General features: G+C 58.7%; 20 protein-coding genes and 3 tRNA genes. 11 read left to right on the top strand and 12 right to left on the bottom strand.

Annotated elements, in window-relative coordinates; genetic code table 11:
• Positions 1 to 17: 17 nt before the first annotated feature.
• A complete protein-coding gene (locus SPICUR_RS04400; protein WP_023366460.1) occupies positions 18 to 1,928 on the top strand; it encodes a propionyl-CoA synthetase in 1,911 nt (636 codons plus the stop codon).
• 76 nt (positions 1,929 to 2,004) lie between these two features.
• On the opposite strand, the gene SPICUR_RS04395 is transcribed toward SPICUR_RS04400, so the two are convergent.
• From SPICUR_RS04395 to SPICUR_RS04385, 3 genes are all read right to left on the bottom strand, one after another.
• Entirely contained in the window at positions 2,005 to 2,931 is a 927-nt protein-coding gene (locus SPICUR_RS04395; RefSeq protein WP_023366458.1) for a hypothetical protein, read from the bottom strand.
• A gap of 378 nt (positions 2,932 to 3,309) precedes the next feature.
• Positions 3,310 to 3,771: a D-erythrulose-4-phosphate isomerase gene (gene derI / locus SPICUR_RS04390; protein ID WP_041381668.1), complete on the bottom strand. Its 462-nt coding sequence runs from the start codon at positions 3,769 to 3,771 to the stop codon at positions 3,310 to 3,312.
• Positions 3,772 to 3,792: 21 nt separating this feature from the next.
• Positions 3,793 to 4,563: a triose-phosphate isomerase gene (locus tag SPICUR_RS04385; RefSeq protein ID WP_023366452.1), complete on the bottom strand. Its 771-nt coding sequence runs from the start codon at positions 4,561 to 4,563 to the stop codon at positions 3,793 to 3,795.
• A gap of 112 nt (positions 4,564 to 4,675) precedes the next feature.
• On the opposite strand from SPICUR_RS04385, the gene tkt reads away from it, so the two are divergent.
• Both tkt and fsa read left to right on the top strand, forming a co-directional pair.
• Entirely contained in the window at positions 4,676 to 6,664 is a 1,989-nt protein-coding gene (gene tkt / locus SPICUR_RS04380) for a transketolase (protein WP_023366449.1), read from the top strand.
• Positions 6,665 to 6,681: 17 nt separating this feature from the next.
• On the top strand, positions 6,682 to 7,335 hold the full coding sequence (fsa, locus tag SPICUR_RS04375) for a fructose-6-phosphate aldolase (protein WP_023366447.1): 654 nt from the start codon (positions 6,682 to 6,684) through the stop codon (positions 7,333 to 7,335).
• 9 nt (positions 7,336 to 7,344) lie between these two features.
• Here fsa and SPICUR_RS04370 read toward each other — a convergent pair whose 3' ends face one another.
• Genes SPICUR_RS04370 through SPICUR_RS04355 form a run of 4 tightly spaced genes read right to left on the bottom strand, consistent with a single transcriptional unit; the run spans position 7,345 to position 12,342 of the window.
• Positions 7,345 to 8,316, bottom strand: a complete 972-nt coding sequence (locus SPICUR_RS04370; protein WP_041381666.1) for a sugar-binding transcriptional regulator — start codon at positions 8,314 to 8,316, stop codon at positions 7,345 to 7,347.
• A 13-nt stretch (positions 8,317 to 8,329) separates the two neighbouring features.
• Positions 8,330 to 9,364 carry a sugar phosphate isomerase/epimerase family protein gene (locus SPICUR_RS04365; RefSeq protein WP_202951833.1) on the bottom strand — a complete coding sequence of 345 codons (1,035 nt, stop codon included), beginning with the start codon at positions 9,362 to 9,364 and terminating at the stop codon, positions 8,330 to 8,332.
• The gene (locus SPICUR_RS04360) at positions 9,264 to 10,775 is read right to left on the bottom strand and encodes a glycerol-3-phosphate dehydrogenase (protein WP_041381663.1); all 1,512 of its coding nucleotides are present in this window, start codon (positions 10,773 to 10,775) and stop codon (positions 9,264 to 9,266) included. The genes SPICUR_RS04365 and SPICUR_RS04360 overlap by 101 nt, the downstream gene beginning before the upstream one ends.
• Position 10,776: 1 nt before the next feature.
• Complete coding sequence (locus SPICUR_RS04355) at positions 10,777 to 12,342, bottom strand: FGGY-family carbohydrate kinase (RefSeq protein WP_023366437.1); 1,566 nt, start codon at positions 12,340 to 12,342, stop codon at positions 10,777 to 10,779.
• Between the two features lie 171 nt (positions 12,343 to 12,513).
• On the opposite strand from SPICUR_RS04355, the gene SPICUR_RS04350 reads away from it, so the two are divergent.
• From SPICUR_RS04350 to SPICUR_RS04320, 8 genes are all read left to right on the top strand, one after another.
• Complete coding sequence (locus tag SPICUR_RS04350) at positions 12,514 to 13,170, top strand: DUF2291 family protein (RefSeq protein ID WP_023366435.1); 657 nt, start codon at positions 12,514 to 12,516, stop codon at positions 13,168 to 13,170.
• Between the two features lie 2 nt (positions 13,171 to 13,172).
• A complete protein-coding gene (locus SPICUR_RS04345) occupies positions 13,173 to 14,696 on the top strand; it encodes a sugar ABC transporter ATP-binding protein (protein ID WP_148291317.1) in 1,524 nt (507 codons plus the stop codon).
• Between the two features lie 5 nt (positions 14,697 to 14,701).
• Entirely contained in the window at positions 14,702 to 15,751 is a 1,050-nt protein-coding gene (locus SPICUR_RS04340; protein ID WP_023366431.1) for an ABC transporter permease, read from the top strand.
• Positions 15,752 to 15,859: 108 nt separating this feature from the next.
• The gene (locus tag SPICUR_RS04335; protein ID WP_023366429.1) at positions 15,860 to 16,807 is read left to right on the top strand and encodes a D-ribose ABC transporter substrate-binding protein; all 948 of its coding nucleotides are present in this window, start codon (positions 15,860 to 15,862) and stop codon (positions 16,805 to 16,807) included.
• A gap of 26 nt (positions 16,808 to 16,833) precedes the next feature.
• A complete protein-coding gene (locus tag SPICUR_RS04330; protein WP_202951831.1) occupies positions 16,834 to 18,414 on the top strand; it encodes an FGGY-family carbohydrate kinase in 1,581 nt (526 codons plus the stop codon).
• Positions 18,415 to 18,431: 17 nt separating this feature from the next.
• The gene (locus tag SPICUR_RS10070) at positions 18,432 to 19,394 is read left to right on the top strand and encodes an FAD-dependent oxidoreductase (protein WP_023366425.1); all 963 of its coding nucleotides are present in this window, start codon (positions 18,432 to 18,434) and stop codon (positions 19,392 to 19,394) included.
• A gap of 87 nt (positions 19,395 to 19,481) precedes the next feature.
• Positions 19,482 to 20,093, top strand: coding sequence for a glycerol-3-phosphate dehydrogenase C-terminal domain-containing protein (locus tag SPICUR_RS10065; RefSeq protein ID WP_023366423.1), 612 nt, complete (start codon positions 19,482 to 19,484; stop codon positions 20,091 to 20,093).
• A gap of 61 nt (positions 20,094 to 20,154) precedes the next feature.
• A complete protein-coding gene (locus SPICUR_RS04320) occupies positions 20,155 to 21,009 on the top strand; it encodes a DeoR/GlpR family DNA-binding transcription regulator (protein ID WP_023366421.1) in 855 nt (284 codons plus the stop codon).
• A gap of 227 nt (positions 21,010 to 21,236) precedes the next feature.
• Here SPICUR_RS04320 and SPICUR_RS04315 read toward each other — a convergent pair.
• The 5 genes from SPICUR_RS04315 to pgsA form a co-directional block, all read right to left on the bottom strand.
• A tRNA-Leu gene (locus tag SPICUR_RS04315) sits at positions 21,237 to 21,323 on the bottom strand.
• Positions 21,324 to 21,433: 110 nt separating this feature from the next.
• Positions 21,434 to 22,141: a dihydromonapterin reductase gene (folM, locus tag SPICUR_RS04310; protein WP_023366419.1), complete on the bottom strand. Its 708-nt coding sequence runs from the start codon at positions 22,139 to 22,141 to the stop codon at positions 21,434 to 21,436.
• Positions 22,142 to 22,244: 103 nt separating this feature from the next.
• Positions 22,245 to 22,318 (bottom strand) — tRNA-Cys (locus SPICUR_RS04305).
• Between the two features lie 39 nt (positions 22,319 to 22,357).
• Positions 22,358 to 22,433, bottom strand: a tRNA-Gly gene (locus SPICUR_RS04300).
• A gap of 37 nt (positions 22,434 to 22,470) precedes the next feature.
• Positions 22,471 to 23,037: a CDP-diacylglycerol--glycerol-3-phosphate 3-phosphatidyltransferase gene (gene pgsA / locus SPICUR_RS04295; RefSeq protein WP_023366417.1), complete on the bottom strand. Its 567-nt coding sequence runs from the start codon at positions 23,035 to 23,037 to the stop codon at positions 22,471 to 22,473.
• Between the last annotated feature and the right edge of the window lie 5 nt (positions 23,038 to 23,042).

The raw sequence follows: 23,042 nt of genomic DNA, 5'->3' as shown, positions 1-23,042 counted from the left end.
GCTGGAGGAGAGAACCCATGCACTATCAGGATATCTACGAGCGTTCCATCAGCGATCCAGAGGGGTTCTGGCGCCAGGAGGCCGCCAGGCTGGACTGGTTCAAGGCGCCCGAGACCATTCTCAGTCGCGATGATCAGGGCTTTGACCGGTGGTTCGCCGGCGGTCAGCTCAACATGGCCCACCTGGCCCTCGATCATCATATCGACCATGGCCGCGGCGAACAGACCGCGGTCATCCACGACTCGCCGGTCACCGGCCGGCAGCGCCATATCACTTACCGCGAACTCCGTGACGAGGTCGCGCGGTTCGCTGGCGGGCTGCGCGCGCTGGGCGTGGAATGCGGTGATCGCGTCGTGATCTACATGCCGATGGTCCCCGAGACATTGGTCGCCATGCTCGCCTGCGCACGCCTCGGGGCCATCCACTCGGTGGTCTTCGGTGGTTTCCAGCCCCATGAGCTCGCCGTGCGTATTGACGATGCCAGGCCCAGGGCGCTGATAACCGCGAGCTGCGGGATTGAGGTCTCGCGGATCCTGCCCTACAAACCGCTGGTCGATGAGGCACTGCAGGCCTGCGACTGTCCACCCGCCGCCACAGTGGTGCTACAGCGACCCGAGTGCGAGGCGGCGATGCAGGTGAATAACGCGACAACGCGTGATTTCGACTGGCATCGCGTGATGGCCGACGCCTCACCCGTCGATCCAGTCGCGGTGGACGCCACCCATCCGCTCTACATCCTCTACACATCGGGCACCACCGGAAAACCCAAGGGCGTTGTCCGCGATACCGGCGGTTATGCCGTCGCCCTCAACTTCAGCATGGATGCGGTGTACAACCTCGATCCCGGAGATGTTTTCTGGACGGCCTCCGATGTTGGCTGGGTAGTGGGCCACTCCTATATCGTCTACGCGCCGCTCATCCATGGCTGCACCACTGTGGTCTATGAGGGCAAACCCGTGCGCACGCCAGACGCCGGGGCTTTCTGGCGAGTGATCGCCGAGCATCGGGTAAAAACCTTCTTCACCGCTCCGACGGCTTTCCGGGCAGTCCGCAAGGAAGATCCCGATGCCGCCATGATGGCGGGTTACGACCTATCATGCCTGAAGGCCGTCTACCTGGCCGGTGAGCGGCTCGATCCGCCCACTTATGGATGGATCAAGGCGATTACCGGCCTGCCGGTCATCGATCATTGGTGGCAGACCGAAACGGGTTGGGCCATCGCCGCTAATCCCATGGGCATTGAACCGCATCGCGAGAAAAGCGGTTCCGCGGCGCTGCCTGTACCGGGCTACCAAATTGCGATCCTCGACAGCGATGGCTCCCCACAGCCTGCCGGTACCCAGGGCAACATCGCTTTGAGACTCCCCCTGCCTCCCGGCTGCCTGCCGACGCTCTGGGAGGACGATGATCGATTCCGGTACTCTTATCTCAACGCCTTCCCGGGCTATTACGACACATCAGATGGAGGCTATATCGACGAAGATGGCTACCTTTTCGTGATGGGCCGTATGGATGACGTCATCAACGTCGCTGGCCATCGCCTGTCCACCGGTGAAATGGAGGAGCTGATCGGCCATCATCCGGCGGTCGCAGAATGTGCCGTGATTGGCATTGCCGATGAACTCAAGGGCGAGGTGCCCATGGGGTTTGTCGTACTCAAGGAAGGGCAGACCATCGACCCGGCGGTGCTCGAGAACGCGGTCATGGACGTCATTCGAACGCAGATCGGGGCAATCGCCAACCTCCAGGCGGTCGCGGTGGTCGATAAACTTCCCAAGACCCGCTCCGGCAAGATCCTGCGCAAATCGATCCGTCAGCTCAGTCAGGAGCGTGATGTGGCTGTACCTGCCACGATCGAGGACCCGTCCAGCCTCGAGGAGATCCGAGAGGCGTTAGAGACGGTCAGGGTGAGTCGATACGCGCGGTAGATTGAAAGCACCGGAAACGGATGGTGCAGGGCCCATCGGGCCTCGCACCATTACAACTGGCGGATTTCCCGGCAGCCTAGTCCTCGTCAACAGAGAGTATCTCGATGGTGCCGGACGGCGCGGCATTAATACTCTCCACAGGACCAACGTTCCCGGAGACAACGGTCCCTTCGTTGCCGAACTGATCGACCACAATGGCGCGCGCACGGATCTGCCGGTCAACCAATCGGTTACCGAGTGTCAGCTGCCGGTCCGCGGATTCGGCTGCCCGACGCCAGGTGCGCCCGTCATTCGATGATTCCCAGATCACGGTGATCTTCGCGATCCCGTCACGATCGCTGATCGCATCGGTCTCCGCCTGCAGCGTCTGACCCACGAGGGTATCACCGCGTAATGTCAGATCGCCCCGGACTGGATCGTTCACGTTACGTATCGGGTCGGTCGCGGCACTCGTGACCTGTTCGTTGGCTCCGAATCCATCGTTATAACGAATGCCGGCGCGGATGTAGCGCCCCACCTCGTCCTGAGAAAGGACCACCGTATCGCCCCGCCATTCGTCTTCCCGATAGCGCTGCCAGGTTCGCCCGTCAGAAGAGATCTCCCAGTAATACCGAATGGTTCCGATGCCATCCTCGTCCCGGATCTCGCTGATATCTGCCTTGAGCGTTTCGTACTCGGCTTGCGTACCGATCAACTGAAGCTCGCCGATCGGCGCATCATTGACGTTGCGCACAGGCGGGGTCGGGACTGTGACAATCGATTCGAGATTCCCCCGACCGTCGATATACTCAATGCTGACGCGCAGCTGGTTACCGACATGGCGCTGCCTGGGGGTGAATCCCTGCGACGTGGCCCCGTCTATCTTCGTCCAACGCCCTCGACTGTCGTCAAATTCCTGCCACTGGATCGAGGGGTTGCCCAGCCCGTCGTCGTCACGCAGATCGGACAGATCAATGACCAGCGGCACATTCTGAAGCGGGCCATCAGCCTCGGAGTCGCTCACCTGCCCTGCTCCCGATTCAGCCGGCGCCGCCGATTCTGCAGGGATTGGTTCACTGCGTTCACGAAACCCGGCGTCGTTCTCGGGGGCCGATCCGGAGCCACCTGCCGTGGCCTCCGATGCCTGTTCTGAAGACCCTTGCGGATCAGCGATATCGTCCGGATTCCCACCGGCGAATGTCGCACATGCAGTCAAAAGCGGCGCAAGTGCGAGCACTCTCGCCGCTGTATTTAATGCCCTCATAAATCCCACCACGTCACCCATTGACAATGCCGGTTGGTCAACCTTCCTCGATGAGGATAATGGGATTAACGGTCAGAGGCTACCCCCACCCCGCGGGTGGCGGGGCCGTAAGCTGAGCTTTCCAACATTCGCGATTCCCTATAGCGATACGACATGGTACTTCGCATCGACGCGATCGATCGCTGCAACGTTTCCGGCTGACCGGCCCTGCGGATCGAAGCGGCAGGCCAGAAAGGCATCAACAATAGCCTTCGCGAGTTCTGTCCCAACCACCCGCGCACCCATTGTGATGACCTGTGCGTTATTGGATAGAGCAGCGCGCTCTGCGGAATAGGTATCGTGACATTGAGCGGCCCGAATACCCGGAACCTTGTTCGCCGACATGGCAACACCTATCCCCGTTCCGCACATTAGGATCGCCCGATCGTATGTACCATCGAGTAGCACCTTCGCGACACGATCAGCGAGCAAAGCGTAATAACGATCAGGCCCGTCGGGTGTATGTGATATATCAGCCACTTCATGGTGCTGCGAGAGATGCTCCGCCACAACAGCGGCGAGTCCTTCTCCTGCGCTGTCACCAGCTACTGCAATTTTCATTCTCTCCTCCTCGTCGATGCGCTATACACGATTGGCGGCCTCGGCACATAAGCCAAGGATTTCGAGATAACCCTCGACTGACCATGCTGACCGACCGATAAAAAGACCATCTATATGGGGTTTGTAGAGATAGTCGCGACAATTGGCCGAGTCGACCGATCCTCCGTACAGGCATGGCACAGAGCGGCCGAGAACTGAATTGGCAACGTCCGCTATATGCGCTTGCCGGTCCTCGGCATAGCCCGTTGTCGCGGGCACACCTTGCTCGCCAATTGACCATACAGGCTCGTAGGCCAAAAGCAGTGATGGGCTGCCGTCGCACTCGCCGATTCGGCTCAGCGCGGTGCGTACCTGAGTTTCGAGGTGCTCATCCGCCCGACCGGCAATCTTCTGTTCGTGACTCTCTCCGATGCAGACCAACGGAATGAGTCCATGACGGACAGCGGCTTCAACCTTAAGCCCCACTTGTTCATTGGTCTCGCCAAAGTGGATCCGACGCTCAGAGTGTCCGAGCTCAACAAGCATCGCGCCGACGTCTCGAACCATCAGGGGTGATATCTCTCCAGTCCAAGCACCTGCATCGGCCCAGTGCATGTTTTGCGCACCAACCATCACAGACGTATCGCGCAGCACTTCATGAACGGGCGCAATGCTGGTGTAAGGCGGAATCACGAATGGCTGCAGGCCTCCTGGAAGCCTCGCGGCGGCGAGTCGTCGCGCCCAGGCAACCGACTCCAAACGGCTTTTGTTCATCTTCCAGCTGGTACCGATCCAGAGCGTTTGATCACTCATCACAGATGTACTCATCGGCTTGTTATGGTGTTTATAACACGAATATACTATTTTATAACATATTTTGTTGTTAGATTATCGGCTCAACTGTGACATTTGGGGATTAGCCGCTATGGCCAGCGACCACGCAACCCTTGCCAACTGCATTCGTGCGCTGGCGGTAGACGCCGTAGAGGAGGCTCAGTCCGGTCATCCCGGGGCGCCGATGGGCATGGCTGACGCCATCACCGTTCTGGCGCGGCACCACCTACGATTTGATGCATCGACGCCCGACTGGCCGGATCGTGATCGGCTGGTCGTATCCAATGGCCATGCCTCGATGCTCCTCTATGCGCTGCTCCACCTGACGGGTATTGAAGACGTTTCGATGGCGTATCTACGCCAGTTCCGGCAAATCGGCTCCCCGACCGCGGGCCATCCTGAATACGGCCACCTACCCGGCATTGAAACGACCACGGGGCCGCTTGGTCAGGGCCTCGCGGCGGCCGTTGGAATGGCAATGGCTGAGCGAATGCTGCGCGGGGAGTTCAGCGCCAATGCGATGAACCATCACACTTATGTCCTGGCGGGCGATGGCTGCTTGCAGGAGGGCGTTGGCCAGGAGGCCATTTCACTGGCAGGACACCTTGGCCTTGGGCGACTCATCGTTCTCTATGACGATAACGGCATCACTATTGACGGCGACACCAGCATTTCATTCTCGGAGGATATCCCTGGGCGGTTCGCAGCCTGTCACTGGCACGTCCAGCGCTGCGACGGGCACGATGCAACAGCGCTCGACGCTGCCATCACCGCAGCACGAGAGGAGAGCGAAAAACCGTCATTGATCGCAATGAGAACAACCATTGGTTATGGGGCACCAACGAAGTCCGGAACCGCGGCATCACACGGCGCACCACTTGGCACAGTGGAGGCGGAGGCCGCTCGCGAAGCCCTCGGATGGACCGAGCCACCATTTGTGATTCCGCCCTCAGCCGCACAGGAATGGCATGAGATCGGTCGGCGCGGAGTGACTGCACGGAAAGACTGGGAGGCGAGAATTGACGCATTGCCGAGATCGCGTCGGGACGCGTTCATGCGGCGCATGCGTCGGCAGCTTCCGGAGGGGCTTAGCGAGGTCGTGGCAACAGCACGCTCAGCACTGTTTGCAGATCCGAAGAAGGTGGCGACCCGCAGGGCGAGCCAGATGGCTCTGGAAGTGATTGCTGACTGCGTGCCCGAGCTCGTGGGCGGATCGGCTGATCTGACCGGTTCCAACCTCACGCGAGTACCGGCTCTTGAGCCGCTTTTCTCACGCGCATCACCTGGTCGATACATCGGCTATGGTGTTCGTGAGTTCGCCATGGCGGCCGCAATGAATGGCATGAACAACCATGGCGGGATCATCCCCTTCGGGGGCACCTTTCTCGTTTTCTCGGATTATGCCCGCAATGCCATCCGACTCGCCGCGCTCATGCGAATTGGGACGATCTTCGTGATGACCCATGATTCGATTGGTCTCGGCGAGGACGGTCCCACTCATCAGCCGATCGAGCATCTGGCTGCATTGCGCGCGATACCCGGTCTGCATGTCTATCGCCCGGCCGACGCCATAGAGACGCTGGAGTGCTGGGAGCTCGCCCTACGCAGCCGTGACGCACCCTCACTACTCGCCCTCTCCAGACAGGGAACACCACAACTACGAGTAACCGATCGTGGAGAGAATATGACTGCGCGAGGAGCCTACGTCATTTTCAGGCTCGGCGATGTCGAAGCCCTGACACTGCTGGGCACAGGGACTGAAGTGGCGATTGCCGTTGAGGCCGCCAAGGTCCTGCACCGAGAGTACGGCATTAATGTGAATGTGGTCTCGATGCCCTGTTGGGAGCAGTTTGAAATACAACCGGCCGATTATCGCGCCAAGGTGCTGGGTGAAGCACCCCGCATTGCCATCGAAGCAGCTGGGAAGTTTGGCTGGACACGTTACGTCGACTCAGAAGCTGACGTGATTGGCATGGACGGTTTTGGCGCATCGGGTCCCGGCCCAGCTCTCTATGAGCACTTCGGCATTACGGCCAATGCCATCGTCAAGCGCGCCGAGCATCGACTTGACCTTCAATAACCCAAGGAGCACCGACCATGAAATTCTTTGTTGATACCGCAATCGCCGAGGATATTAGCGAGCTCAACGATTACGGACTACTCAATGGTGTGACGACCAATCCATCACTCATTGCCAAGTCAGGACGTGACTTCAAGGAAGTAGTCGCCGAAATCTGTGAAATCGTAAACGGCCCCGTGTCCGCGGAAGTAGCCGCTCTGGATTACGAAGGCATGATGAAAGAAGGACGGATCCTTGCTGATATCGCCGATAACGTTGTGGTGAAATTGCCACTCACGCTCAACGGACTCAAGGCCTGCCGACAGATGCGCTCCCGTGGCATCCAAACCAACGTCACCTTATGTTTTTCGGCGAATCAGGCCCTTCTGGCAGCAAAGGCGGGAGCCAGCTACATTTCACCTTTCCTGGGTCGGCTTGACGATATCAATCTCGACAGTATGGCGCTTATCCGCGATATCCGGGCGATCTATGATAATTATGGGTTTGATACAGAGATCCTCGCGGCATCGATCCGCAGCGGCAATCATGTGAAAGAGGCGGCCCTGGCCGGCGCCGATGTGGCGACAATCCCACCTGCGATCATTCGCGGGCTGGCGAGTCACGTCCTCACCAATAAGGGTATCGATCAGTTCGTCAGTGACTGGGAGGCAACAGGCCAGACGATAATTTGAATGATCCGGTTACCGGGCATCGCCACGTTGCAGGACCTCCCGCGCCGTGCTCTCGTCGATGATCAGCCCGGTGAGAGAACCGCTCTGGAGCACCGCAGCAATGCTCTCTGTCTTGTCGATGCCGCCCGCGATTGCCACAAGCTGGTCATCCCCGCATTCCGCCAGTGAAACGGCCAGCGTCCGACCATCAAGCGCGGTGGCAATCCGGCCACCGTGCACATCGAAAAAATGCCCAAGAAGCTCGCCAACGGCGCCGGCATCGATGATCTCGGCCAGGTCCGCGTCCTCAATCATCCCCGCACGGAGGAGCTGCGCGTCGTCATCGACCGTTCCAATGCCGACAAGCTTGATCGGTGCGGTTTGTGCCATTGCGAACACCTCACTCACTCCGTGCTGGGAAAGGAGCACCGACCGATCATCCGGACTGTTCGCGCAGAAAGGCACCGGCATGACGTGTGCGGGCGCATCTGTGCGCTGGGCGATCCGGTGCATGACATCATGGGGATTGGCCGCGTAATGACGGGTAAGGCCACCAAGCAGCGAGACGAAACGCACGTTAGAGGCGGTGCGTTGCGCCAACTCGTTAACGACTGCGGCCAATGTTCGCCCATGACCCAGACCGATCATGTGCCCCGCGGACCGGTCAATCAGACGGGCCAGATAACTGGCACCCGCAAGGCCGAGGGCGCGCAGTGGTAGCCCAGACTCGGCGAGGTCGGGTGTTACCTCACAAACGGACAATCCATAGCGCTTTGCGAGTGCGGCCTCCAGCTCCAGACACTCAACGATGTCGCCATCAATGCTGAACTTAACCGCTCCGTCAGCAACAGCCCGGGCAATCAGACGGTGTGTCTTGACGGAGGTGAGCTTTAGTTTGCGCGCGACAGCCGCCTGAGTGAGGCCGCCTACGTAGTGAAGCCACGCTGCTCGCAGCGCTAGGCTATGATCATCTGCTCCATATCCGTTGACGTTTCGCCTCAAACGTATCTCTCCCTTATCCGACGAGATCGTTAATCCCGGTCTCGATATGCGGGGCCCAAAAGGCGACGCTTTCCGCTATGTGTTCGATAACCCGCCGATCGTCCGGCTCACGTTCCTTGAACCCCAGCTCAAGACAGATCTCGTTGTCTTCGGCGCCGCCGCCAGCAAGTGCCGCCAGCAACGGCTCGGGTTGAATCCGTCCATACCGGTTATGCTCACTCGTAAAGGGTCGATGCCCGCCCTTATCCATGAGACTCTGCTTAATATGGATGATGGGAGAAACCGGCGGGAGCGCCCTCGCCCATGCATAGGGATCATAGTCATCGGGGTTATCGCTGGTGATGTCACCATGATCGATATCTCCCATCATCCACAGCGGCAGCGCGAGTGCTTCGCCGTCGATGCGTCGCTGCAACGCCATGGATCTTTCAATCGTTTCACCAAATTCCCGGCCGATGCTCATCGGCTCCCAGAATAGGAAATCGAGCCCGGCAGCGCGGGCATGCACAGCGACCTCCTCCCAACAGTCCAGAGCGATATTGATCAGTGCCTCGCGGCGATGCGGATCATCAAAGTCTCGATAAGTGAAAATCGCGAACTGCGTGCCCATCGACCGCCCGCCAAGTTCTGCGATGATGTCAGCAAAGCGCTTGAACCACCGCACATAATAGGCGCGAACATCCCGATCAGGATGACCGAAATGGTTGAGTCGACCATAAGGACCGGTCATTCCGGATGTCACTCGTACACCGGTTCGAGCAAGCGATCGTTGCATGGCTCGGGTCAGGCGTCGGATCGTTTCGTCTGGCCAGCAAGGGTTGATGAACTCGTGGGTAAGCTGAAGATCACGGATACGGATGTGGGATGCCACCGTGCTGATCAGATCATCCGGTTCGGCAAACCGATTCACAAGCGGGTTGGTGTTGAGTGATAGGGAAAGGGGCATATCAAGCAGCCTGGTAGTGGCCCTTTCGGAACCAGTCCGCGAATACATCCCGCTGTGCCTCGCTAAGATGAAGCCCATGCTTGGTACGCCGCCAAAGCACATCTTCCGGTGTTCGCGCCCACTCCTTATCAATCAAATAACGCGCCTCAGCTGCATATAACGTTCCACCAAAATGCTCCCCAAGCCCGTCAAGTGAGTGCGCATCGCGGATAATCGCAGCTGCTCGCGTGCCATAGAGACGTCCATAATGCTGACGCAACTCAACTGGCATCCACGGATAGTCGCTCTTCAGCGATTGCATAAAGGCTTCATAGTCGGCGTCGGGCAGATCCCCACCTGGCAGCGGCGCGCTGTCCGTCCATGCATCGCGCATGTTCGGGAAATAGTGGCGGATCTGTTTAAGACCTCGCTCGGCGAGCTCACGAAACGTGGTGATCTTGCCACCAAAAACATTCAATAACGGGGCGTCACCGGTTTCATCAAGATCGAAGACGTAGTCCCGGGTCACGGCTGAGGGATTACCCTGGCCATCATCAAACAGTGCGCGAACCCCTGAAAATGTCTCCAGGACATCACCACGCTGCAGCTGCTCTTTAAAGTAGCGGTTCACGGCTGCGATGAGGTACTCGATCTCCGCCTCCTCGGCCACTACGTCCTCTGCCCGACCCTCCCACGGGATATCGGTCGTCCCTATAAGCGCCTTATCCCCCTCGTAGGGATTGATGAAGATGACACGCTTGTCGTGATTCTGGACCAGGTAGGCATTGGCACCCTCCCAGAACTTCGGAACGATGATGTGGGACCCTTTGACAAGTCGGACGTTACGAGTAGATCGCGCATGGGCGACACGCGTAATAATGTCCGTCACCCAGGGACCGGCCGTATTAACCAGCATGCGGGCGCGGTATGCACTTTTCTCGCCAGTGAGTCGGTCGGTGGTCTCCACCCGCCAGTAATTGTCTTCACGCCAGGCGCCCGTGCAGGGGCTTCGAGTGAGCACTGTCGCGCCGTGCTCTGCCGCATCCAGGGCGTTCAACACGACCAATCTCGCATCGTCCACCCAGCAGTCCGAGTATTCAAAACCTCGTTTATATTGATCTTGAATTGCCGCTCCCTCAGGACTGCGACGCAGATCGAGCGTGCGGGTGCCCGGCAACCGCTTACGGCCGCCGAGATGGTCGTAGAGAAAAAGCCCAAGCCGTACCAACCAGGCTGGACGATCCTCAGGTGAGTGAGGCAGCACAAACCGCAGTGGCCAGATAATATGCGGGGCAGAATTCATGAGCACCTCTCGCTCAATGAGCGCCTCTCGCACCAGTCGGAATTCGTAATACTCGAGATAGCGCAATCCACCATGAACAAGTTTACCTGAGCGGGATGAGGTGCCCTCGGCGAGATCATCCTTCTCGCATAACACAACGCTCAGCCCCCGCCCTGCGGCATCACGCGCCATGCCGGCGCCATTGATGCCACCACCAATCACGAAGAGATCCACTGTCGGTAGATCAGTCACATTAAGCTCCTTTGTTATTGGCGAGCCGCGCCCAGACCGGAGGCATCGCTTCTCGCGCTTCCCGGTAGGCTGACAGTAATATTTGATAACGCTCCATGATCGACGAATCCGGCGGCTCCGCTTCGCCTAACAGCGGCACCACCCAATCAGCGACGCAGGCGTCCATATCGGGATAGGCACCGATGGAGACAGCGGCCATCATCGCGCAGCCCGCGGCGCCCGCCTCATCCCGGCTGCAAACCCGCACTGGCGCCCCAACCGCTGCAGCGAGCGAGGCCCGCAACATCGGGGAGCGCACCGCCCCACCGCTCAGACGCAGCTCTCTTGGCGTACCGCCCATGACCGCATAGCAATCCGCGGCGGCCAGCGCTATCCCGTCCACAACCCCACGGAGCATGTCTTTGAATCCGTGTCGCGCAGACAGACCAATAAAACCGGCGCGGGCTCGGGCGTTTAAAAATGGACCGCGCTCGCCCGCTTCAGAGATGTAGGGGTGGTAGAGGATTTCAGCGGGTGTCGTTTGCTGTAACCAGACATCAAGGTGAGTCATCAAGTCGCATCGCGTCGGCGACTGACCAAATTCCTCGAGCAACCCGGCCATTACGTCGAGCATCCAGTCGATGTTGAGCGTCGCCGCCATATTCGTCTGAACCTGGGCAACCTGTCCGGCGACAGGCAAACAGATCGAATACCCGGTACGTTCGCGATTCAGAACAACCTGATCGGTCGTGCGGCTTTGTAGATGTACGCCAGTGGACCCTATCGCGGAACAGGCGGTCCCAGCCTCACCTGTGTGAAGCCCCGCTCCTAGCGCGCTCATGACCATATCTACATAGCCAAGGCTGACTGGCGTTCCCGCGCGCATGCCTGTGGCATTAGCCGCTTCTCGGCTCAGTGGATGGCCAGCTGCTGTTCCTTCGAGTATTGGCGGTAGCAAAGAGCGGCGATGAGTCAGTCCCAAGGCGTTAATGACCGTACTGTCGTAGTCACGCGTACGAAAATTGCCGAAGGTAAAGCTCGCCTCAGATGGATCAGTGGCCAATACGCCGGTGAGCTGATAGTAGAGCCAATCCTTACAATGGAGCGCCGTGCGCGCGCGATCCAGTAACGCAGGGTCATGCTGATCCATGTAGGCCATCTGTGCGCCCTGTTGACACGTATTCAGCCCAGTGCCTGTCGCCGCGAATCGATCTGGGTCAGTCTCGGCATGAGACAGGCGCTCGGTCAGCAACGCAGCACGTGAGTCAAGCCATAGCCAGGCATTCCCGACTGGATCGCCTTGGCGGTCAACCAGCCAAGTCCCATCGCCTTGGCCGGTTACCCCAATCGCTGCGGTGCGAGATGCCAGTCCTTTCACGTTCTCTGCAAGCACTTGAAGTGCGCTCGCCGTGTCCGCCCAGGTCTGGGTCATCGACTGCTCAACGCGCCCGTCCTCACCAGTGACATATCGATTGGTTCGGGCCGCCGCGCCAATCTGATACCCACCGACCGTGAATGCTACTGCCTTAATGACTGATGTCCCGGCATCGATGCCAACGATCAGATCTTTGTTTGAATGTTCTTCCATTGCGTGTAATTTATTTCATCACGTGCTCGCCGTGTCAACTGGATGGAGCGTTGACCCTCGAGAGCGCACGGCCATCAACCGCTTGACATCTTGTGTGATAAATAACACGTTTAACCCACAAATATCGCATAGAGCCATTAAAGGCCGAGACGATGACAGGAGGAGAGGAGCATGGCGGCTACTACCGTCGACACACCTATAGTCCGGCGCAGGCCTTGGCGCTCACGACTCTATGCAGGCATCGGTGTCGCAATCCTGGGCGCCGCCATCGCGGTCGATACAACCGTTGTGCAGAGCGGTTCCGAGGCGGATCAACGCGAGATGGCCTTCAATCCAGCAGCGTACGGTGCCCGCGAATTTCCGCGGATCCGTGAATTTGTGATCGAAAACGCGGTTGAGGCAGCCACGCTGAGCGAAGCCATCCAAGCTGACCGCAGCGCGGCAAGCGACAAATACGGCGTCGATGCAGGCGTTGGGGCAATTATCCCAGTAAATTTCGTCGGGACAGTCGACGAGGGGAGATCCGGCGTCTTCACTGTTTCGATCACAAACTTGCAGGAAGATCGGACCGTCCGCGTGCAATTGGGTCCTGCCGTTAACGGTACAGATTTGCGGGACGCAACCGGTACTATCAGTTTCGGTGAGTTCACCAATCAAATCGAGTACCAGGATGCCGCCTCAGGCATTAACGATGCTATGAAAGCGGAGGTGCTCGATGGGCTGGCGCGTGACGCCCTCCCCGGTCAGCGAGTCGAGGTGACCGGTGTTTTCAAACTGATCAACCCCGATAACTGGTTTGTGACGCCGGTAGCGCTGGAGGTCCAGTGAACATGGCGGGAACCGAAACGGGTGACGTCATCCTCGCTGCCCGAAATATCGCCAAGTCTTTCGGCGGCGTTCACGCACTGAAAGGTGTCAACTTCGATGTACGCGCGGGACAGGTCACTACCCTGTTCGGCGAAAACGGAGCTGGCAAATCCACATTGATGAAGATCCTCTCGGGCGTTCTCCAGCCCAGTTCAGGCCAGATCCTGCTGGACGGTAATCCGGTGGAATTCAACTCGACGTCGGAAGCGGCGGCATATGGCGTCTCAATCATCCACCAAGAGCTCAGCCTCGCAACGAATCTGAACGTCCGCGATAACATTTTTCTCGGCCGGGAAATCCATAGTGCTAAAGGTGTGGACTATGCCGAAGAGACTCGGCAGACGCAGGCGATCATGGATGATCTTGAGGAGGCGATCGACCCACTGGTGCCGGTCGACTCACTGAGGCTCGGCCAACAGCAAATTGTCGAGATTGCGCGTGCCCTGTCCGTTAACTCCCGCATCTTGATAATGGACGAGCCAACATCGGCATTATCAGCCGCGGAAGTGACCGTGCTGTTCGGTGTTATCAACGAGCTCAAGACGCGCGGGGTTTCCATTGTCTACATCTCGCACCACCTCGAAGAGGCGCTCCAGGTCACTGATGAGGCGGTTGTCCTTCGTGACGGCAGCATGGTTGCAAGCGCCCCACGCGACGAGATCAATCTGGCATGGGTCGTACAGAAAATGGTGGGTCGTCATTTCGATCTCGGTACACCACCTGAGTTTGATCAAGATTGCGCGCCAGCGCTTGAGATCCGTGATCTGAGCATCCGCATGGTGGCGGCCGGCGGCAAAGCGGTGACTGATCTAAACCTGAGCGTACGCCCTGGCGAAATAACCTGTATTTATGGGCTGATGGGAGCCGGACGGACTGAGCTGCTTGAATGCCTCGCCGGCCGAATCCCGGCGGAAAGCGGGGAGATCCTCCTGCGTGGTCATGACATTAGCGATTTAGGCATCCCCGAACGGATTAGAAATGGTCTGGTATTGGTACCGGAAGATCGGCAACGGGATGGCTTGGTGCAAGCAATGAGTGTCGGCAGGAATCTATCGCTGGCCTCGATTCTCGACTTCTGTCGCGGACTTCTGGTCTCCGACCGACGGGAGCGTGAGATTGTCAACCGCGCTATCCGGGAGGTAACAGTCAAGACTGACGGGCCTGATGCGCCGGTTTCATCACTATCGGGTGGAAACCAGCAAAAAGTGGTTATCGGCAAGATGCTCGCTACCTCACCGTCGGTGATGGTACTGGACGAACCCAGTCGTGGCGTCGACGTTGGCGCGAAGGGTGAGGTGTTCCGGTTGCTCGCCGACCACGCAGAGAAAGGACTGGCAGTGATCTACTCCACCTCGGAAGTGGAGGAGTGTATCGCCATCGCACACCGCATCATTGTCATGCATCGCGGCCGTATCGTCGCCGAATTCAGCAACGACGCCACCAAGGAAGAGATCATGGCCGCCTCTGGCGAGGCGGTGATCGCGTGAACGCCATGGAGAAAGCATCCATCATGAGTCAAACCACTTTCCAGTCCCCAAACTGGCAGCGCTTCAACCCCGGAAGGATCCTTCTGGAGGGGCGAGCGTTTTTTGCGCTGATCGCCATTATCGCTGTGTTCTCGCTGCTCTCTCCTCACTACCTCACGATCAGCAACCTACTGACAATGTCTTCACATGTCGCGATTTTTGGGCTCCTTAGCATCGGCATGCTGATGGTCATCCTCACCGGTGGCATCGATCTATCGGTCGGTTCAGTGCTCGCGGTATCGGGCGTCTTCGCGGGCTTCCTGATGCAGGGCGTCGAAATCGAATCGGCGGGCGTTATTCTCTATCCCCCAGTCTGGGCGGTAGCCGTACTGACCGTAGGATTCGGTGCGTTCATCGGCGCGGTTAACGGGGTACTGGTCGCGGTGTTTAAAGTACCGGCTTTTGTTGCCACGCTCGGCATGCTGTACGTCGCGCGTGGGATCGCGCTGTTGATGACGAATGGCCTGACTTTCAACGATCTCAGCGGTAGTGCAGCGCTGGGAAACACTGGATTCGACTGGCTCGGCTTCAATCGCATTGCCGGTATGCCGGTTGGCGTCATTATCCTGATCCTGGTCAGCCTACTCGCCGCCACACTACTGTCGCGTACCGCTTTCGGCCGCTGGCTGTATGCAACGGGTGGTAATTACCGCGCTGCTGAGCTCTCGGGCGTGCCGACACGACGGGTAACCATCAGTGTCTACGTGTTTTCCGGCATGTGCGCAGCCATCGCCGGTATTGTCCTGAGCTCGCAGCTCACCTCAGCGGGGCCAACCGCCGGTTTCACCTATGAGTTGACGGCCATTGCCGGCGTCGTCATTGGCGGTGCAGCACTGGCGGGTGGACGCGGCACAGTTCGTGGCACCTTGCTCGGAGCTTTTGTCATTGGCTTTCTCGCCGATGGTCTAGTCATTATTGGCGTATCTGAGTATTGGCAACAGGTTTTTACCGGGGCCGTCATTGTCCTTGCCGTTCTGCTTAACTCACTTGAATACGGCGGAAGCAGGAAGACCTAGCGGACGCCCGACCAACTTCACCGCGAAAGAGAGGGGGTGACCCCGCAGCGGAGGAGAGCCGGCCGGATTAAACGGCCGGAAATTAGTATAAAAAGGAGACTCATCAAAATGTTCAATCCACTCAAGCATATCGGTCACGCCTTGCTGGCCGGCTCCATGCTCTTTGCGGGGACCGCATCCGCCGAAGGGCTGATTTCAATCATTGTTACCGATCCATCCAACCCTTACTGGTACACCGAAGGTGAAGTGGCTCGAGCCACGGCCGAAGAGCTTGGCTACGAGGCGAACGTAGCGGCACACAACGGCGACGCCAACGCGGAAAGTCGTCTCATCGATACAGCGATCACGAACGAGTCCGTTGCGATCATTCTGGATCCAGCCAATGCTGATGGCTCGGTCGGAGCTGTGCGCAAAGCGGTGGATGCGGACATACCCGTCTTTCTGGTCAACGCCGAGATCAATGAGTCAGGCCTGGCTATCGCTCAGCTGGTTTCCAACAATGCTCAAGGCGCCGCTGTTGGGGCCATGGAGTGGGTAGACCGACTGGGTGGCTCCGGGGACTACGTGGAGCTGTTCGGGAACCCGGCCGACAACAACGCCGCTACGCGCTCGAACGGGTATGAGACTGTGATCAGCCAATACCCGGAAATCGATCGTCTGGCAATGGAAGTGGCCAACTGGGACCGGACCGAGGGATACAACAAGATGGCGGCCATGTTGCAGTCGAACCCCGACATTGATGCGGTGATCTCGGGCAACGACGAAATGGCGCTCGGCGCTATTGCCGTACTCAAAGAGCGCGACATGCTCGATGAAGTCATGATTGGCGGCTTTGATGGTTCGCCAGACGCAGTCGAGGCCATCAAAGCGGGGGAGATGGCTTATACCGTCTTACAGCCTGTGGCGGTGTTCGCCGAAGAGGCTGTGCGCCAGGCGGATCACTACATCCGCACTGGCGAGCCCATGGTCGAGGATGAGAAGCAACTCTTTGACTGCATCCTGATCACTGCCGAGAACGTCGACCAGTACACGGCACCGTTCGTTCTCTCCAACTGATCGAAACCCCGGAGTATCGGTGCCTGATGACCGATGCTCCGCTCCCCTCCTTCGCCCCTCCTGACCCAAGGGAGCAACGAATGCCTTCTTTGCTGGGTATCGACAGCGGACTCACCGTCACCAAAGCCGTTATCTTCGATGAATGCGGCCGGTCACTGGCGGTAAGCCGTGAGCGCGTCCCCCAATCGCTTCCGCGCGCACATCATGTTGAGCGCGATATGGACGAACTCTGGCGCGCCACCGCTCGCGCGATCCGTGAAGCGATCAGGCAATCCGGTCGCGGCGCCGCGGATATTGCCGCCGTAGCCCCCACCGCCCACGGCGATGGGCTCTATTTGGTTGATCGCACCGCATCACCGCTCGGGCCAGGCATTCTGTCACTGGATAGCCGGGCGCGTCTGCTCCTGCGCGAGTGGCAAAACACTGGAGTAATGGAACCCGCGCTCAAAATCTCCGGGCAGCAACCACATGTCGCCGCTCCGTCCACCCTGCTTGCCTGGATTCGTGATCACCACCCAGAACGCTATACCCGCATCGGACACGTGCTCGGTTGCAAGGATTGGCTCAGACTGTGCCTGACTGGCGAGTTGGGTATGGATCGAACCGAGGCGAGCACAGCTTTCACCGATGTATCCACGCAGTCCTACAGCTCTGAGCTTCTGGAGCTATTTGGCCTGGGTGCGCTACAACGGGCATTGCCGCCGATGTATGAGCCCGTGGCAATCAGCGGTCAGGTGACCGCAGCCGCAGCGGCAGCAACCGGGCTTCTTGCGGGCACCCCCGTAGCGGCCGGACTCCATGATGTCACGGCGTCAGCGCTGGGCATTGGCGCTCATGCACCTGATATTCTCGGTATCGTCGCAGGGACGTACTCGATCAATGAAGTCGTTTCGAATACACCAGTGATTGACTCCCGCTGGTTTTGCCGCGGCGCGGTCCGTCCCGGACAGTGGAACAACATGGCAATCTCACCGGCATCGGCCACCAATTATGATTGGTTTATCGATACGCTCTGCGCGAGTGATCGCGATGCCGCGGCGGCCAGTGGTCTTTCCATACATGAGCAGCTCTCACCAGAGATTGCTGCTGGTCTGGCGAGGCCTGCATCGCCCTTTTACCACCCTTACCTCTATGGCTCGCCGGACGGTGCCATTGCCTCGGCGGGATTCCTCGGATTGCGGGGATGGCATCAACGCGGAGATATGCTGGCGGCTATCCTCGAGGGAATTGCTTTCAATCACCGCGTCCACGTTGATGCCCTGCGCGAGGCATTTCCCGCCACCGAGATTTATCTGACCGGTGGTATTTCCCGCAATCCGCTTATTGCGCAACTTTTCTCGGATGTCCTCGGATTGCCAGTCACGGTAACCGACACTGAAGAAGCAGCCGCCTGGGGAGCTGCACTCTGCGCGGGTGCGGCGGTCGGCCTCTTCAAGGACGTCGCGGCCGATCCTCGAGTAATGAGCGGCATGCGCACCAAGTTTTGGCCGGATCCGCAGGCGAGGGCCGTTCGTGACGAGCGCTACAAACTCCACCAACAGATTGCCCACCATCTCAGATCAGATTGGGAGGCCCTCTCCGCGCTCGAGCCATCGAAGCAGTTATGAACAGGAGCCAGTGCCCTATGCAGGACGAATATTTCGACGTGATCATCATTGGCGGAGGCATTAATGGAGCCGGCCTATTCCGCGATCTATGCGAGCAGGGCGTGCGCTGCCTCATTGTCGACAAGAGCGATTTCGGCGCCGGCACATCAGCCGCTCCCTCGCGCTTGATCCATGGTGGACTGAAATACCTTGAGACTGCGGAACTACGTCTCGTCGCTGAATCCACTCATGAACGTAATCGTTTGCTGCAGAATGCGCCGCACCTCGTCAAGCCACTGCCGTCGATGCTGCCGGCTTTCTCGTGGCTGCGAGGCAGTTGGGCCGCACTGCGCACGCTTTTCGGGTCAACCAGCGCACCACGCAGTCGAGGCGCACTACTGGTGAAAATCGGTTTAGCGCTTTATGACTTCTACGGTTCGCGCGATCGGATGATGCCGCGTCATAAGATGCTGCGTCATACAGCCGCACGGCAGATGGTTCCAGCGCTCACAGAGCGAATTACCGCCGCCGGGCTTTACTATGATGCAACCATCACTGCACCAGAGCGCCTGGTCCTGGAGCTGATCGAGGATGGGGTGGCCGCCAATCCTGATTCGATGGCTTGCAGCTGGACACCGTTACAGCCACGAGAGGGTAAGTATTTAACCTTCAAACGACCGGATGGAAGCACCCTCAATGCGACAACCCGCTATGTCGTCAATGCCGCTGGTCCGTGGATAGACACTGTGAACGGGCACCTCGGTGAAAAGACCACTTTCATCGGTGGCACCAAGGGCTCGCATATTCTTCTCGATCACGACGAACTCGTTCGCCAGCTTGATGGCAGAATGATCTATTTCGAGGCCGATGATGGCCGAATCTGTCTTGTATTCCCGTATGAAGGCCGCGTTCTAGTCGGCTCCTCAGACATTCCGGCCAATGACCCGGATAGTGTCAGCTGTGAGGCGGATGAGGTGGCATACTTTTTAGACAGTCTCTGACAGCTGCTCCCTGGCCTATCCTTCTCTCACGAGCAGATCATCTATCGATACAGCGGCATCAGACCGCTACCCAACAATCATTCGGAGATGCCCGGGCTGATTAGTCGTGATCACTCGACTCCAGTGCTGCCCGCAACGCAGGAACGTCCATTCCCGGTGCTCTCTCTCGTCGGGGGCAAATGGACGACATTCCGGGCCTTTGCAGCGGAGGTCAGTGATCAAATACTGATTGCCCTCGAACGACCTCGAGCGAATTCGACCGAAACCCTTCCCATAGGGGGCGGTAGAGGCTTCCCGGTCAGCCTCACGGCGCGTGAAAAGTGGGTCGATGACATTGAAAGCAGCAGCGGGCTTCAGCGTTCCCGTGTAGAGATGCTCCTGGGGCGATACGGCACACGAGCCGCGGACATCGCAGTCCACGAGGGCCAGCAGGATACCTCGGTCATCCACGGTGCCCCCGATTACACTGAGGCGGAGATCGAGTGGCTGGCGCAGAACGAGAGCGTGATACATCTCGAGGATCTGGTCCTTCGCCGCACACTGCTTGCAATTTCCGGGCGCCTGACACTGGAAGGCTTGAATCAAGTGGCTGAAACAACTGGAGCAGCGCTTGGTTGGGATGCGCAACGAAAGCACGCCGAGCGTGGGCAATTACTCCACCGACTCGCCGACAGTCATGGCGTGACGAGCCTACGCTGACCGTGCAACAGCCACCCGCACCGGCTATCCTGCCGAAAGGCAGACAGAGGGGACCCAACGCATGACCTTGGTCGGTTCGCAGTCCAATGATGCGCTCGATGCACTTTTAAGGGAAAAGACGCCGAGTGACAGTCGCCGCGCAAAGCAGCTCGAGCGTCGACAGGCAATAACCGAAGCGGTGATGACCGAGGGGTCGATACGCATTGAGGACATCACTGAACGGTTCGGCATCAGCCTGATGACCGCCCATCGTGATATCGATGAACTGGTCGCCCGTGATCTCTTACGCAAGTATCGAGGCGTGGTCTCGGCGGCACCGACTTCCCTGATAGAAGCGAGCGATGTCTACCGTGCCGGGCGCCAGAGAGATGAAAAACATGCGCTTGCCGAGCGCGCCATGGACTTCATCGAGTCCGGGCAGGCTCTCCTGATGGACGACAGCACTACCGTCCTACAGATGGCACCGATGCTCTGCGAAAGGACGCCGCTGACCGTTATCACTAATTCGCTCACCCTAATGAACACGCTGCACGAGGTTCGCGATCTCGAACTTATCGGCCTCGGTGGGCGTTTCCAGCATTGGTGTAATGCCTTCATCGGTCCGGTTACGCGAGATCAGATAGGAAAATTCATGGCCGATACCTATCTCTTATCCACCTCTGCCATCATCCGCGGGCATTTGTATCACCAATCGCCGGAGATGGTGGAGACCAAGCGGGCGATGTTTGAAGCCGCGCAACGGCGCATCCTGCTGGTAGACCACGCGAAGTTTGAGCAACGCGCCCTTTACCGTCTCGCAGATGTAACCGAATTCGACGTCATTATTGTCGATGATGGAGTGAGTGGTAGAGATTTGGCGACGTTACGCGACGCAGGCGTCGATCTTCACATCGCTCGAACCCATCCTTCGGAATAAACAACGTTAGCCGATAAGAATCAGGCGACACCAGCTATTCGGCAGAGAACGAAATCCTGCGCGGTAGGTGACGTGCAAGCGGGTAAGCTCTATCGGTGCCGGTACAACGCTTGAACGGCGTGGGTGTCTGTGTGTAGCTCGTACCCGGCCGACATAAAAGCAGCCTATACCAGCTTGTGTCGGGACAGCGGTACCTGGAAAAGCCGGCAGCGATGAATCAAATGAAATGGTACGGGAGGCGGGACTCGAACCCGCAAGCCATTCAATGGCGGTAGATTTTAAGTCTACTGCGTTTACCTTTTCGCCACTCCCGCTATGCAGTTTTCGCGACAGGCCATACCGCCTGCTGCAGTGATCGCCTCACTGCTTCACTCTAGCGTATCGACCTCCCAAGCGTCTCGTCATCCCAGCACAAGGTGCCGGATCAGACCAGATGCCGCCCGCCATCCAGTCCGATACTGCGGCCAGTGATATACGGGTTATCGAGCAGGAACTGCAGCGTCTCCACCGCAGCAACTTCGCCCGGTGCAATGCCCAGCAGGGATTTCTTCAGCGTTTTTTCCCGATATGCCTCGCTGTCACCCTCATTGAACATGATCAACGAGGGCGCGACACTATTCACCTTTACCCCGGGTGAGAGAAGCCGTGCGAAAGACCGCGTCAGGTTCTCCAGAGCGGCTTTACTGGCGGCGTAGGCGATGTGCTTCGCGCTGCCTTTCTCAACGACGTAGTCAGTCATGTGCACGATATCCGTCACGGCGTCGCTGTTTTCAAGTAAGTGCCTGCAGGCAAGGTTGATGCGATACGGCGTCGTGCTGTGAATCTGCATCATGGCCGCCATCACATCGGCGGGGTCTGTGTCTGGGCTTTCCGGCAGCCAGTCCGAGGCATTGTGGATAATGGCGCGCAGCGCAGAGGTCTCTTCCAGTAGCGCGTTGATGAACGAATCAATGCCCTGATTGGTGGCGAAGTCCGCGTGCAGGCATCGTGCGCCCGCCTGCTCGAGTGTATCCACCGCGGACCGATGGGTGCGGTAGGTCGCAATCACGGGTGTGCCCCGTTCCAGGCAGTGCATCGCGTAGGCAAGCCCGATACGCTGGCTGGCACCGGTAATCAGGATGGGTGCGGTCATTGAATGCTCCGATGAATGATCGTCTCGCGACACCTGGGATGCGCGAATCAACAGTCACTGACGGGTGTGGAAGGAAACAGGGACGTCGCGCGCCGGATAGGATTGGAGGCTAGGGCCGGAATCGAACCGGCGTTCACGGCTTTGCAGGCCGCTGCATCACCATTCTGCCACCTAGCCATAAAAAACCCCGACCGTCACCGGTCGGGGTCCCGTATCTGGAGCGGGAAACGAGATTCGAACTCGCGACCCCAACCTTGGCAAGGTTGTGCTCTACCGGCTGAGCTATTCCCGCGTTACAGAGCGACATTCTAATCCGAGCGCGTTTTGTGTCAACCCTGATCGACCTGATCCAGGGTTCGCATGGCCGCCGAAAGGTAGAGCACCATTGAGTATAGCGTCAGACCGGCGGCGGCGTAGAGCATTGCCAGTCCAACCGGCCAGGTCGGAATGCCGTAGAGCTCGTGACGGTAGAGTAGCAGCACGATAGCGATCATCTGTGCGGCGGTCTTGACCTTACCCGTGACACCGACCGCGACACTGGCCCGCTGACCCAGCTCCGCCATCCACTCGCGCAACGCCGACACCGCAATCTCGCGACCGATGATCACCGCCACCGGAATAGCCATCAGCGCCGTCGGAGATTCGACCAGCACGATGATCAGCGCGATCGCAACGATCAGCTTGTCGGCCACTGGATCGAGGAAAGCGCCGAACGGCGAGACCTGATTCCAGCGCCGGGCGAGGAATCCATCCAGCCAGTCGGTGATGCTCGCCAGCGCGAACACGATGGCCGCGGCCGCATTCGCCCACGGTGCCGGCAGCAGGAACAGCAGCCCCAGTACAGGGATCATCAGGATCCGCAGCCAGGTGAGGATGTTCGGAAGCGTCATTTCCATGTCTC

It is taken from the genome of Spiribacter curvatus (genome assembly GCF_000485905.1).
GTDB lineage: Bacteria > Pseudomonadota > Gammaproteobacteria > Nitrococcales > Nitrococcaceae > Spiribacter > Spiribacter curvatus.
Note: the sequence above shows the minus strand (reverse complement) of the source record. Positions and strands in the feature narration are given on the sequence as shown.